Source organism: Clostridium sardiniense (genome assembly GCF_050584765.1).
Classification (GTDB): domain Bacteria; phylum Bacillota; class Clostridia; order Clostridiales; family Clostridiaceae; genus Clostridium; species Clostridium sardiniense_A.
On record NZ_JBNOOR010000001.1, the window covers coordinates 1,207,798 to 1,221,246 of the forward strand.

General features: G+C 29.5%; 12 protein-coding genes. All 12 read left to right on the forward strand.

The window, feature by feature from the left end; genetic code table 11:
* Nucleotides 1–4 precede the first annotated feature (4 nt).
* The 12 genes from frr (at nucleotide 5) to ACQPUW_RS05945 (ending at nucleotide 13,442) form a co-directional block, all read left to right on the forward strand.
* Complete coding sequence (gene frr / locus ACQPUW_RS05890; protein WP_430834293.1) at nucleotides 5–562, forward strand: ribosome recycling factor; 558 nt, start codon at nucleotides 5–7, stop codon at nucleotides 560–562.
* Nucleotides 563–628: 66 nt separating this feature from the next.
* Complete coding sequence (locus ACQPUW_RS05895; protein ID WP_430834292.1) at nucleotides 629–1,390, forward strand: isoprenyl transferase; 762 nt, start codon at nucleotides 629–631, stop codon at nucleotides 1,388–1,390.
* A 22-nt stretch (nucleotides 1,391–1,412) separates the two neighbouring features.
* Nucleotides 1,413–2,207, forward strand: a complete 795-nt coding sequence (locus ACQPUW_RS05900) for a phosphatidate cytidylyltransferase (protein WP_430834291.1) — start codon at nucleotides 1,413–1,415, stop codon at nucleotides 2,205–2,207.
* 171 nt (nucleotides 2,208–2,378) lie between these two features.
* Nucleotides 2,379–3,341 (forward strand): AI-2E family transporter, encoded by a 963-nt coding sequence (locus ACQPUW_RS05905; protein WP_430836549.1) that lies wholly within the window; start codon nucleotides 2,379–2,381, stop codon nucleotides 3,339–3,341.
* 22 nt (nucleotides 3,342–3,363) lie between these two features.
* The gene (dxr, locus tag ACQPUW_RS05910; protein WP_430836550.1) at nucleotides 3,364–4,521 is read left to right on the forward strand and encodes a 1-deoxy-D-xylulose-5-phosphate reductoisomerase; all 1,158 of its coding nucleotides are present in this window, start codon (nucleotides 3,364–3,366) and stop codon (nucleotides 4,519–4,521) included.
* Nucleotides 4,522–4,532: 11 nt separating this feature from the next.
* Nucleotides 4,533–5,546: an RIP metalloprotease RseP gene (rseP, locus tag ACQPUW_RS05915; RefSeq protein WP_430836551.1), complete on the forward strand. Its 1,014-nt coding sequence runs from the start codon at nucleotides 4,533–4,535 to the stop codon at nucleotides 5,544–5,546.
* Between the two features lie 12 nt (nucleotides 5,547–5,558).
* Complete coding sequence (gene ispG, locus ACQPUW_RS05920; RefSeq protein WP_430837281.1) at nucleotides 5,559–6,608, forward strand: flavodoxin-dependent (E)-4-hydroxy-3-methylbut-2-enyl-diphosphate synthase; 1,050 nt, start codon at nucleotides 5,559–5,561, stop codon at nucleotides 6,606–6,608.
* A gap of 73 nt (nucleotides 6,609–6,681) precedes the next feature.
* Nucleotides 6,682–11,028, forward strand: coding sequence for a PolC-type DNA polymerase III (locus ACQPUW_RS05925; RefSeq protein ID WP_430836552.1), 4,347 nt, complete (start codon nucleotides 6,682–6,684; stop codon nucleotides 11,026–11,028).
* 236 nt (nucleotides 11,029–11,264) lie between these two features.
* The gene (gene rimP, locus ACQPUW_RS05930) at nucleotides 11,265–11,723 is read left to right on the forward strand and encodes a ribosome maturation factor RimP (RefSeq protein WP_430836553.1); all 459 of its coding nucleotides are present in this window, start codon (nucleotides 11,265–11,267) and stop codon (nucleotides 11,721–11,723) included.
* A gap of 15 nt (nucleotides 11,724–11,738) precedes the next feature.
* On the forward strand, nucleotides 11,739–12,851 hold the full coding sequence (gene nusA, locus ACQPUW_RS05935) for a transcription termination factor NusA (protein ID WP_221860953.1): 1,113 nt from the start codon (nucleotides 11,739–11,741) through the stop codon (nucleotides 12,849–12,851).
* A gap of 14 nt (nucleotides 12,852–12,865) precedes the next feature.
* A complete protein-coding gene (gene rnpM, locus ACQPUW_RS05940) occupies nucleotides 12,866–13,132 on the forward strand; it encodes an RNase P modulator RnpM (protein WP_204595287.1) in 267 nt (88 codons plus the stop codon).
* The gene (locus ACQPUW_RS05945; RefSeq protein WP_430836554.1) at nucleotides 13,125–13,442 is read left to right on the forward strand and encodes a ribosomal L7Ae/L30e/S12e/Gadd45 family protein; all 318 of its coding nucleotides are present in this window, start codon (nucleotides 13,125–13,127) and stop codon (nucleotides 13,440–13,442) included. The genes rnpM and ACQPUW_RS05945 overlap by 8 nt, the downstream gene beginning before the upstream one ends.
* Nucleotides 13,443–13,449: the final 7 nt, after the last annotated feature.

Consider the following 13,449-nt stretch of genomic DNA (forward strand, 5'->3'; position numbering starts at 1 on the left):
ATTTATGAGTAAAAACATTCTTAAAAATGCTGAAGAAAAAATGATAAAAACAATAAGTGTTTTAGAAGTTGATCTATCAACTATGAAAGCTGGTAGAGCTAATCCTACAATGCTTGATAGAGTTCAAGTTGAATATTATGGAAGCATGTGTCCAATAACACAAGTAGCCAATGTATCAGCTCCAGAACCACGAGTTCTTCAAATAACTCCTTGGGAACAAACATTATTAAAGGATATAGAAAGAGCGATACTTACTTCAGATTTAGGATTAAATCCTTCAAATGATGGATCAGTTATCAGATTGGTAATACCAGAATTAACAGAAGAAACTAGAAGAAATTTAGTTAAAAATGTTAAAAAGGCTGGAGAAGATTCAAAAGTTGCTTTAAGATCAATTAGAAGAGATGCTAATGATAAGATAAAAGCCTTAAAGAAAGATGGAGAACTTAGCGAAGACGAAGTTAAAAAAGCTGAAGATAACATCCAAAAGGTTACAGATAAATTTGTCAAAGAAGTAGATAAATTAATAGAAGCAAAAGAAAAAGAGATAATGTCAATCTAGTTAAACAAAAAAACCTGCTCTTTAGCAGGTTTTTTATATAAAGAAAAAAAGTGGGGAGGAGAACTCATGCTTAAGTTTTTTAAAGGGGAACATATTACAGAAAATGAAGAAATAAGCCTTGATATGGATAATATTCCAAAACATATTGCGATAATAATGGATGGAAATGGAAGATGGGCTAAGAAAAGAAAGCTTCCAAGAACTATGGGACATAAAGCTGGAGTTGAAACAATTCGTAGAGTATTAAAAGAAGCAGATAAGCTTGGCGTTAAGTATATGACACTTTATGCTTTTTCAACAGAAAATTGGAAAAGACCAAAAGATGAAGTTAATGCTTTAATGAAGTTATTAATACAATACCTAAGACAAGAAATTAATGAGCTACATAAAAATGGCGTTAAAATAAATGTATTAGGCGATATGTCTAAATTACCTAAAGAGTGTCAAGAAGAGATAGAGAAATCTGTCCTTAAGACGGAAAATAATACAGGTATAACAATGAATATAGCTTTAAATTATGGTGGAAGAGATGAAATATTAAGAGCTGTAAAATTAATTTCAGAAGATGTATCAAAGGGAATAATAAAATCTTCAGAAATTGATGATACTATTTTTGAAAGTTATTTATATACAAAAGGTGTGCCAGATCCAGATATAATCATTAGACCTTCCGGAGAACAAAGATTAAGTAATTTTCTACTTTGGCAGTGTGCTTATTCTGAATTTTGGTATTCAGATATTTGTTGGCCAGATTTTAAGGAATCAGATCTTCATAGAGCAATTTATGATTTCCAAAAAAGAGACAGAAGGTTTGGCGGCGTAAAATAAAAAGAAATAAGGTGGTTTTTAAGTGAAATCAAATAATAGATATCTTGGTGCTTTAATTATTGCTCCTTTTATTATATTTGTATTTTTAGGTGGTGCATGGTTAGAAGGGCTTACAATCGTGTTATCAGCATTAGGATTACATGAATTTTATAATGCATTAAAACAAAAAGAATTTAATCCTATCTCTATTGTAGGATACTTACTTTTAATTGGTTATTATATTTTAAATAATAATTTAGGATTACTAACATACTTAGTTGTATTTGCAACGTTTATACTTTTAATAATTCCTGTTATAAACCTAAAATATACATTTATAGATGTTGCTATAACATTACTTGGATTTTTATATGTAGGAGTATTATTTAGTTTTTTACATTTAGTAAATATTAAATTTGGTGGACAGTATTTAGTTTGGCTTATATTTATAGGATCCTGGATGACAGATACTTCAGCTTATTATGCAGGAAGATTCTTTGGAAAGCATAAATTATGCCCTAAAGTTAGTCCAAAGAAAACTATTGAGGGTTCAATTGGTGGTATGCTTGGAGCTACGATATTTTGTGGAATATTTGGAATAGTAGTATCTAAGTATGTATATATAATGCCTTTATATCACTACTTTATAATAGGAGCATTATGTGGAGTATTTAGTCAATTTGGAGATTTAGTAGCTTCTTCTGTAAAAAGATATGTTGGAATAAAAGATTATAGTAATTTAATACCAGGACATGGTGGAATATTAGATAGATTTGATAGTATACTTTTCTCAGGTCTTGTAGTATTTTATTATTTAACTTTTATAGTATGTATATAGTGAAAGAGTTCTAAAAGAAAAACTTTTAGGACTCTTTTATTTTATAATTCAAAATTATTTTATGAATTTTATTCTATTTTTTAATGTAATATTTAATTTAGTTATGAGCCTTAGAAAAATTCTAAGGTTTTTTTTGTTGCATATAAATATAGAATAAAGGGGGATAAAGAAGTGAAGTTAAAGGAAGATCATAAAAAACTTATAGAAGCACTTGTATTACTACTAATTATATTTGTATTTGTAGTTTTAATTAGAAGTTATTTTAAGCCGTTTCTTTGGATTGTAATAATATTTATACTAAGTAGTCCTTTATATAATATTTTTACTAAGCTTAAGATAGGTAAAAAAATATCAGCAACATTAAGTTTGCTTGTTTTAAATATCTCTGTAGTATTAATAATTTACTATTTGGGAAGGAATATATTCGACTTAGTAAATAATATATATAACAGCAATATAAACATGATTAATGAACTTTTAAATGAATTTAATACAATACTAGAGAGTATACTTGGAAACGTAGATATAAGTAGTGAGGCTATGAATTTATTTCATCCTAGAGTTTTAACAGAGGGAGCGTTAACTACAGGTGAGGGGATAATAAGTTATTTTATAGGTAATGTATGTGCATTTTTTATACTAGTAGATAAGGAAAAAATTATATATTATATGAATAGACTTGTTCCACAAAATGCTCTTAGAAGGATTAATAATGGTGGAAAGAACATAAAAAGTATTATATCAATACAAGCAGTGCTTATTTTAATATCTACACTTATAATAATCATAGGATTTATGATACTTGGAATAAAAAATTCCTTTATTTTAGGAGTGATTTGTGGTATTTTAGATTTACTTCCATATGTAGGAACAATAATTGTATTTATACCAATTATAATATACAATATTATAGTAAAAGATTATCTTATAGCTTTTGGATTAATATGCCTTTATCTATTAGTTCAAATTATAAGAGAAATATTAGAAGCGAAATTATTAAGTAATAAATTTAATGTGCATCCTTTAATAATATTTCTTTCTATATATATTGGTATAAAGGTTTTTGGTATGATTGGAATTTTTATAGGACCTTTATATAGTATGATGGTTAGAGATATTTTTTGCGAGGACTAGATAGATACGGAGGAAAAAGAAAATGAAAAATATTTCAATACTAGGTGCCACAGGTTCTATAGGTACTCAAACTTTAGATGTAATTAGAAAATCTAAAGAGATAAATTTGATAGGGGTAACTGCTAATACTTCTGTAGAGAAGGTTAAAGATATAATAGATGAATTTTATCCTAAATATGTAGGAATGATGGATGAAAAATCAAAAGAAGAAATAGATAGATATGTAGAAGAAAAGGGATTGAACATAAAAGTGTTATTTGGTATAGAGGGGCTTAAGAAAATAGCTTCACTTGATGAAATTGACACAGTAGTGACATCAGTGGTTGGTATGATTGGACTTGAGCCTACAATTGAAGCTATAAAGAAGAAAAAAGATATTGCTCTTGCAAATAAAGAAACATTAGTTGTTGCTGGAGAGCTTGTAATGAATGAAGCTAAAAAATATGGAGTTAAAATACTTCCAGTAGATTCAGAACATAGTGCAATATTCCAAAGTTTAAGAGGCAATGATTTAAGTACATTAAAAAAGATAATTTTAACTGCTTCAGGTGGTCCTTTTAGAGGAAAGAAAAAAGAAGATTTAGTTAATACATCATTAGAAGAAGCTTTAAACCATCCAAATTGGAGTATGGGAAGAAAAATAACTATAGATTCATCAACTTTAATGAATAAGGGACTTGAAGTTATTGAAGCACATTGGTTATTTGATTGTGATTATGATAATATACAAGTATTAGTTCATCCTCAAAGTATAGTACATTCAATGGTTGAATATTCAGATAATAGCATAATAGCACAACTTGGATCAGCAGATATGAGACTTCCTATTCAATATGCTCTTAATTATCCAGATAGAAAAGAAGCTATTGCAAATGGAATAGACTTTTATGAAATATCAAAGCTTACATTTGAAAAGCCTGATATGGATACATTTAAGTGTTTAAAACTTGCTTTTGAGGCAGGAAAGCAAGGAAAACTTATGCCAACTATTTTAAACGGTGCAAATGAGGAAGTTGTTCAATTATTTTTAGATAACAAAATTTCATATATTCAAATTGGAGATATAATTGAACATTGTATGGAACATTTTAAAGAGGAAGGGAAAAAAGAAGTTACTTTAGAAAATGTAATTTCATTAGACAAAAAAGTTAAGGAATATGTGAGAGAAAATTATAACTAGGAGGAAACTTAATGTACATTGTATATGCTGTAATAGCATTTGGGCTACTTATAATAGTTCATGAATTTGGTCATTTTATACTTGCAAAGATAAATGGGGTAAAGGTAGAAGAGTTTTCAATAGGTATGGGTCCTAAGATATTTTCTATTGATGGTAAAGAAACTAAATATTCATTAGGTATATTACCTATAGGTGGATATGTAAAAATGCTTGGAGAAGAGGAAGATGTTCAAGATGAAAGAAGTTTTTCATCTAAATCTCCATTTAGAAGGATTACAATTATTTTAGCAGGTGCTATAATGAATTTAATTCTTGCAATAGTAATATTTACTGCGTTTTTACATCACTTTGGATACACATTACCAAAGGTTAACTCAGTAATTGATAACAGTCCAGCTTATGAAGCGGGAATAAAGCCTGGAGATGAATTTAAAAAAATTGATGGTCAAAGGATATTTGCACCAGATGATATTACAATTGGTATAAACCTTGCAAAGGGTAATCCAGTTAATTTAGAAGTGGATAGAAATGGAGAAACGCTTAATTTTACTGTTAAGCCTGAATATAATGAAAAAGAAAAAAGAGATATGATAGGATTTGCTTTTGAAACAGTTAAAAATCCATCAATATTAGATAGTTTTAAAGAAAGTTTCAATCAAACAGCATCATTAGTAAATCAAACATTTAAAGGGCTTAAAATGATATTTACTGGAAAAGCAGACTTAAAGACAGATGTAGGTGGTCCTGTAACTATAATAAAATTATCAGGTGCAGCTGCAAAGGCTGGTATCTGGAATCTTTTATATTTTACAGCGTTTATAAGTGTAAACCTTGCTGTATTTAATTTATTACCATTTCCTGCATTAGATGGAGGATGGACAGTATTGCTTTTAATTGAGCTTATTACAAAAAGAAAGGTTCCAGATAAGATAGTAGGTGCTTTAAATTTTGCAGGTTTTGCGCTACTTATGGGACTTATGCTTTTAGTTACAGTTAAGGATATACTGTTCCCAATAAACTTTTAGGAGAGTAAAATGATGGAGAGAAAAATCACAAGAATTGTTAAGGTTGGAGGGATAGAAATTGGTGGTGAAGCACCTGTTGTTATCCAATCAATGACAAATACAGATACAAGAGATGTAAATAAAACTTTAGAACAAATAGATAAATTAGTAAAGGCAGGATGCCAGATTATAAGATGTGCTGTTCCGGATATGGAGGCTTGTGATGCACTGAAGGAAATTACAGAAAAATCACCAGTTCCAATAGTTGCAGACATTCATTTTGATTATAGATTAGCACTTAAAGCTATTGATAATGGAGTAGCTAAACTTAGAATAAACCCTGGAAATATAGGAAATTATGAAAGAGTAAAAGCTGTAGTTGAAAAAGCAAAAGAAAAAAATATTCCTATAAGAATTGGAGTAAATTCAGGATCTTTAGAGAAAGATATTTTGGAGAGAGATGGAAAACCAACCGCTAAAGGACTAGTTGAAAGTGCATTAAGACATGTTAAAATATTAGAAGATTTAAATTTCTATGATATAGTTATTTCAATAAAATCTTCTAATGTACCTATGATGATAGAAAGTTATAAATTAATGAGTGAAAAGTGTAACTATCCATTACATTTAGGCGTAACAGAGTCAGGTACAGTATTTAAAGGGACAATAAAATCAAGTATAGGAATTGGAACTCTTTTAGCAGAGGGAATTGGAAATACTATTAGAGTATCATTAACTTCAGATCCAATTGAAGAAATAAAAGTTGCTAAAGAAATACTTAAAGCATTAGATTACACAAAGGAAGGAATAGAATTTGTATCATGTCCTACTTGTGGAAGAACAGAAATAAATTTAATAAAAATAGCAGAAGAAGTAGAAGAGAGACTTAAAGATACTAATAAAAATATTAAAGTTGCTGTAATGGGATGCGTAGTTAATGGTCCTGGAGAAGCAAGAGAAGCTGATATTGGTATTGCTGGAGGAAAAGGTGTTGGCATAATATTTAAGAAAGGCCAAATAATAAAGAAGGTAAAAGAAGAAGAATTAGTTGATGAACTTATAAAGGAAATAGAATCTTTATAAGATTTATATTTAATTTGTTCCCCAAAATTAAATTTATTTTGGGGGTTAATATTTTTAAAATGGAGGTAATCCTTTGAGCGAAGAGTTCATTAAAAAAATTAATAAAGAAATTAATAAAAATGAAGAATTAGAAGATAAGGAAATAAAGTTAAATAGATTTCAATTTTATAGAAAAAGCAATGTATTAAAAGTAGTAATAAAATGTAAAGATAATTTAATTCAAAGTGAAGAGGATTGGATAAAAAAATTAATAGCTACAAATTTAGGACTAAATATAAAAGTAGAATTATTAGTTTATAAGGATGTAGAAGATGCAAGTGTAGATGATATATTAACAAAATATTGGTCTGATGTTGTTTTAGATATAGTTAGAAAAAACCCACTATCAAAAAATGTTTTATATTCTAAGCATAAAGATATTAAAGAAGATAACATAATAATTAGATATGGAAGCGAAGCTATTGTAAATCATCTAAAAAAGAAGGATATAGAGAGAAAAGTAGCTGCTCAAATACATGATATATTTGGAAGAAGAATAAGGATTGAACTAAAATATGATAATTCTTTAGAAGATACAAATTATGAAGAGAATAAAGCAAAAGAAAATAAAAAGATAGTTGATGATGTACTTCAAGGTAGAATAGTTCAAGGAACTCCTTCAGGGGATAGTGCTGATAAGAAAGAGAAGAAAGAAAGAAAAGAAGCACCAAAGAAACAACAAAATGAAGGATATCAAAAATATAAAAGAGAACCTAAAGGTGAAAATACTATTTTAGGTAGAAATATAAGTCAAGAAGCTATGAATATATGTGATATTGATGAGACGTCAGGATATGTTGCTATAATTGGAGAAGTATTTAAGACTGAAATAATTGAAACTAGAACTGGTAAAAGTATTCTTACATTCTTCATAACTGACTATACAAGCTCAATTACAGTTAAATGTTTCTTAAAGGAAAAAGATAAAGAAGAAGTTTTAGAAAATGTTAAGAAAGGTTTATATTGTAAGGTAAGAGGAGAGGCTATATACGATACCTATGCTAGAGAAGTAGTAATAATGGGTAGAGATATAGTTAAAATGAAAAAAATAGAAAGAATGGATGGGTCAGAAGAGAAGAGAGTTGAACTTCATTTACATACAAATATGAGTACTATGGATGGAATGGTATCTGCAAGCAAGCTAATAGAAAGAGCAGCGAAATGGGGACATAAAGCTATTGCTATAACAGACCATGGTGTAGTTCAATCCTTTCCAGATGCACAAAGTTCTTCAAAGAAATTTGGTATAAAAGTTCTTTATGGAGTTGAGGGATATCTAGTTGATGATGGTATACCAGTAGCGCTTCATGAAAGAGGAGAATCTTTAGATGATTCATATGTTGTTTTTGATTTAGAGACAACAGGATTTTCAGCTAAGAATGATAAGATAATAGAAATTGGTGCAGTTAAAATACAAAATGAGAAAATAGTGGATAGATTTAGTGAGTTTGTAAATCCAGAGAGAAATATACCATATAAGATTACAGAGCTTACTGGAATATCAGATGATATGGTAAGAAATAGTGAAACTATAGAGAATATACTGCCTAGATTTTTAGACTTTTGCAGTGGAAGTGTATTAGTTGCGCATAATGCAGGCTTTGATACAGGATTTATTAAAAATAATTGTAGAAGAATGGGATTAGGATTTGATTTTACAATTGTTGATACTGTTCCTTTAGCAAGATTTTTATATCCAGAACTTAAAAAAGTAAAACTAAATATAGTTGCAAAACATTTAGGTATATCCCTTGAAAATCATCATAGAGCTGTAGATGATGCAAAGGCAACAGCTGATATTTTGCTAGTTTGTTTTAAAAAATTAAGAGAAGAAAAAGAAATAGATACATTAAGTAAGTTAAATGAAGGTTTTTTATCAAATATAGATATCAAAAGACAACCAGCATTTCATATAATAATTTTAGCGAAAACTCAAGAAGGTCTTAAGAATTTATATAAGCTAGTATCAGAAGCTCATCTTAATAATTTCTTTAAAACTGCAAGAACTAAAAAAAGTAGGCTTCAAGAAATGAGAGATGGACTTATAATAGGATCAGCATGTGAAGCTGGTGAAGTATATAGAGCCATCTTAGATGGTAGAAGTGATGAAGAAGTAATGAAAGTCTGTGAGTTCTACGATTATTTAGAAATTCAGCCGATAGCTAATAATAATTTCTTGATAGCAAAGGGAAATGTTAAAGATGAAGATGAATTAAGAGAAATAAATAGAAAAATATATAATATAGGTAAAAAACTTAATAAACCTGTGGTTGCAACTGGAGATGTACATTTCTTAGAACCTGAAGATGAATCATTTAGAAGAATAATAATGGCTGGTAAGGGGTTTAAAGATGCCGATAATCAACCACCATTATATTTAAAAACTACAGATGAAATGCTAAAAGAATTTTCATATTTAGGTGAAGATGAAGCAAAAGAAGTTGTTATAGTAAATCCTAATAATATAGCAAATGAAATTGAATCTATAAAACCTATTCCTGATGAGACATTTCCACCTAAGATTGAAGGTGCAGAAGAAGAAATCAGAAATATGGTTATGACAAAAGTTCATTCAATTTATGGAGAAAATTTACCAGAAGTTATTCAAAAGAGATTAGATAAAGAATTAAATTCTATCATAAATAATGGATATGCAGTTCTTTATCTTATTGCACAAAAGCTTGTTGCGAAATCTCTTGAAGATGGATATCTTGTTGGTTCAAGAGGATCAGTTGGATCTTCTTTTGTAGCTACAATGTCAGATATAACAGAGGTTAATGGACTGCCACCTCACTATGTATGTCCAAATTGCAAAAAATCAGAATTCTTTTTAGATGGATCTATAAGTTCAGGTGCAGATTTACCACCAAAAGACTGCCCGGAATGTGGTGCTCATTATATAAGAGATGGTCATGATATTCCCTTTGAAACTTTCTTAGGATTTGAAGGTGATAAAGAACCAGATATTGACCTTAATTTCTCAGGTGAATATCAAGGTGTTGTTCATAAATATTGTGAAGTACTTTTCGGTAAAGGATATGTATTTAAGGCTGGTACAATAGGTACAGTTGCAGAAAAGACTGCATATGGATATGTTAGAAAATATCTAGATGAAAGAGATATGAGAGTTTCTAGTGCAGAAATTGAAAGATTAACAATTGGATGTACAGGAATAAAAAGAACATCAGGACAACATCCAGGTGGTATAATGGTTGTTCCGAGTGATAATGAGATTTATAACTTTACACCAATACAGCATCCAGCTGATGACAATGATACTGATATAATTACGACTCACTTTGATTACCATTCAATAAGTGGTAGACTTTTAAAACTTGATATACTGGGCCATGATGATCCTACTGTTCTTAGAATGCTTCAAGACTTAACAGGTCTTGATCCAAAAACAATACCTCTTAATGATGAGAAAGTACTTAGCTTATTTATAAAACCTGATGCACTTGGTGTTACAAAAGAGGAATTAGAGTGCGAAGTTGGAAGTTATGGGTTACCTGAGTTTGGTACTAAGTTCGTTCGTCAGATGCTAGTCGATACACAACCTAAGAGTTTTGCTGATTTAGTAAGAATATCAGGTTTATCACATGGTACTGATGTATGGCTTAATAATGCTCAATATTTCATAAAAGAAGGATACACAACATTAAAAGATTGTATAGCAACGAGAGATGATATTATGGTTTATTTAATGTATCAAGGTGTACCACCAAAGAGTTCCTTTACTATAATGGAAAAAGTAAGAAAAGGAAAGGGACTTACAGAAGATGATGAAAAATTAATGAGAGAAAATAAAGTTCCTGATTGGTACATTGAATCCTGTAAGAGGATAAAATACATGTTCCCTAAAGGTCATGCTGTTGCATATGTAATGATGGCAGTAAGAATTGCATACTATAAGGTATATTATCCAGAAGCTTATTATGCCACATATTTTACAGTAAGAGCAGATGATTTTGATGCTGATCTTATATGCAGAGGTGAAGGTGCAATTCATGAGAAACTTCATGAACTTTATGATCTTGGCAATGCGGTAAGTACAAAAGAAAAAGGAACTATAACTTCCCTTGAAATGGCATTTGAAATGTATAAGAGAGGTTTTAAATTCTTAAAGGTAGACCTTTATAAGTCAGAAGCTACTAAGTTCATCATTGAAGAAGATGGCCTTAGACCTCCTATAAATGCTCTTCAAGGAGTTGGAGATAATGCAGCTAAAGCAATTGTTGAAGCTAGAAAAGATGGAGAATTTATATCAAAGGAAGACTTAAGACTTAGATCTAAAATTACAAAAACAGCAGTTGAAACATTAAATAATCATGGATGTTTAGAAGGGATGTCTGAGACAAATCAATTATCATTATTCTAAATATCATAGAGATATATGTAATTTTTTCAAATATACTTGAAAAAAAACATGTTGTATGTTAGAATTTAAATTGATGATTATTACTAATAGCTAGATTAAAGGAGTGGGGAAATTATTTACCCGCTCTTTCTGTTTAAAGCGCAACTTCTTAGTTGCGTTTTTACTTAAAATAGATTTTTAGTTATTTGGGAATAATAAGTTTATAAAAATTGAATATTGAAAAAGGAGGGTAACATATGAAAAAAGATGCCTTAATAGAAAAATTAGAAGAGTTAGTTATGCCAATAACTGATGAATTAGGTTATGAATTATATCATGTAGAGTTTGTAAAAGAAGATGGAGAAAATTATTTAAGAATATATATAGACAATGAAGAAGGCATTACACTTACTGATTGCGAAAAGGTTTCAAGAAGAGTTAGTGAAATGCTAGATGAAGAAGATCCAATTTCTACATCATACTTCCTAGAACTTTCTTCACCAGGTATAAACAGAGGTTTATTTAAAGAAGAACATTTTAAGAAGGCTGTAGGAAGCGAAGTGTTTATAAGATTTACAGGTTCATTAAATGGACGTAAAAATATAAAAGGTATATTAAAATCTTATGAAGGTGACTTTATAGAAGTCCAAGGTGAAGAATTAGTTAAAGTACCAATGGATAAAATAAAAAAAGCTAACTTAGAAGGGGAATTATAAAAGGAGGATAAGGACATGAACGAAGAGTTTATAGGTGCTCTTAAAGAGATAGTTAAAGAAAAAGGAATAAGTGAAGATTTAATATTTACAACAATTGAAGATGCAATGGTTGCAGCTTATAAAAAGAATTATGCAAACCAATACACTTCAGCTCAAAATGTTAAAGTTACAATTAACAGAGAAAGTGGAGAAATTGGAGTATATGCTCAAAAAGTTGTTGTAGACGAAGTATATGATGAAGTAACAGAAATAAGCTTAGAAGAGGCTAAGGAAATAAATCCTAAGTATGAAGTAGATGATGTTGTTGATATGGAAGTTACACCTAGAAACTTTGGAAGAGTAGCAGCACAGCTTGCAAAACAAGTAGTTACACAAAGAATTAAAGAAGCTGAAAGAAATATAGTGTATAATGAATATAAGGAAAAAGAGTTTGACATAATAACTGGTACAATTCTTAGAAAAGATAAAGGATTAGTTTTTGTTAACCTTGGAAAACTTGAAGGCGTTATAGGACCTAATGAACAAATGAAGGGTGAAGAATATAATTTTAATGAAAAATTAAAGTTATATATAGTTGAAGTTAAAAATGCTTCAAAAGGAGCACAAATTCATGTTTCAAGAACACATCCAGGATTAGTTAAGAGATTATTTGAACTTGAAGTTCCAGAAATATATGAAGGAATAGTTGAAATAAAGAGTATCTCAAGAGAAGCTGGTTCAAGAAGTAAAATAGCAGTTTACTCAAATGATGAATCTGTAGATGCTATGGGCGCTTGTGTAGGACCTAAGGGTGTAAGAGTTCAAAGTATAGTAAATGAACTTAAGAATGAAAAGATAGACATAATAAAATGGAGTAAAGATTCAGCAGAATTTATAGCAAATTCTTTAAGTCCTGCAAAAGTTTTAAGTGTTACAGTTAATGAAGAAGAAAAGTCAGCTAAAGTTGTTGTTGATGATAGCCAACTTTCACTTGCAATTGGTAAGGAAGGTCAAAATGTTAGATTAGCAGCAAAACTTACTAATTGGAAGATAGATATTAAAAGTAAATCACAAGCACTACAAGAAGAGGAAGAAGTTATAGCTGAAGAAGTAATAGAAAACGTAGATTCAGAAGAAATATCAGAATAAGAGAGGTGTTTTTCATGAAAACTAAAAAGATACCTTTAAGAATGTGTACTGGATGTATGGAGATGAAACCTAAGAATGAACTTATTAGAGTTGTTAAATCAAAAGAAGGAGACGTATCTGTTGATTTAACAGGAAAGAAGTCAGGAAGAGGTGCATATGTTTGCAAGTCAAAAGATTGCTTGGCAAAGTCTTTTAAAACAAGAAGATTAAGTAGAAACCTTGATGTGCAAATAAGCGAAGAAATATATGACAGACTAAGGGAAGAGATGGATGATGAGTAAATTTTTCAATTTTCTAGGCTTAGCTAAAAGATCAGGTAACCTAGTTGAGGGTTATAGTAAATGTAATGAATTAAGAAATAAAAACAGAATGTATCTATTTGTTATTTCAAAAGATGCATCAGAATCAACAAAAAATAAATTTAAAAAACATTGTAATGAAAAACAAATACCATGTATTGAAGATTTCTCTAAAGAGGATTTAGGCATTGGCATAGGAAAAGATGAAATAAAGATTCTGGCTGTGCAAGATAAGAATATGGCTAAAAAGTTAATAGCTCTTTATGAGGAGGAAAATATATGTAGAAATTAATCGGGGG

Excerpts from the sequence above, each read along its gene's own strand:
- frr (WP_430834293.1), top strand. The coding sequence starts at position 5 with ATGAGTAAAAACATTCTTAAAAATGCTGAAGAAAAAATGATAAAAACA.
- ACQPUW_RS05895 (WP_430834292.1), top strand. The coding sequence starts at position 629 with ATGCTTAAGTTTTTTAAAGGGGAACATATTACAGAAAATGAAGAAATA.
- dxr (WP_430836550.1), top strand. The coding sequence starts at position 3,364 with ATGAAAAATATTTCAATACTAGGTGCCACAGGTTCTATAGGTACTCAA.
- rseP (WP_430836551.1), top strand. The coding sequence starts at position 4,533 with ATGTACATTGTATATGCTGTAATAGCATTTGGGCTACTTATAATAGTT.
- ispG (WP_430837281.1), top strand. The coding sequence starts at position 5,559 with ATGGAGAGAAAAATCACAAGAATTGTTAAGGTTGGAGGGATAGAAATT.
- rimP (WP_430836553.1), top strand. The coding sequence starts at position 11,265 with ATGAAAAAAGATGCCTTAATAGAAAAATTAGAAGAGTTAGTTATGCCA.
- nusA (WP_221860953.1), top strand. The coding sequence starts at position 11,739 with ATGAACGAAGAGTTTATAGGTGCTCTTAAAGAGATAGTTAAAGAAAAA.
- rnpM (WP_204595287.1), top strand. The coding sequence starts at position 12,866 with ATGAAAACTAAAAAGATACCTTTAAGAATGTGTACTGGATGTATGGAG.
- ACQPUW_RS05945 (WP_430836554.1), top strand. The coding sequence starts at position 13,125 with ATGAGTAAATTTTTCAATTTTCTAGGCTTAGCTAAAAGATCAGGTAAC.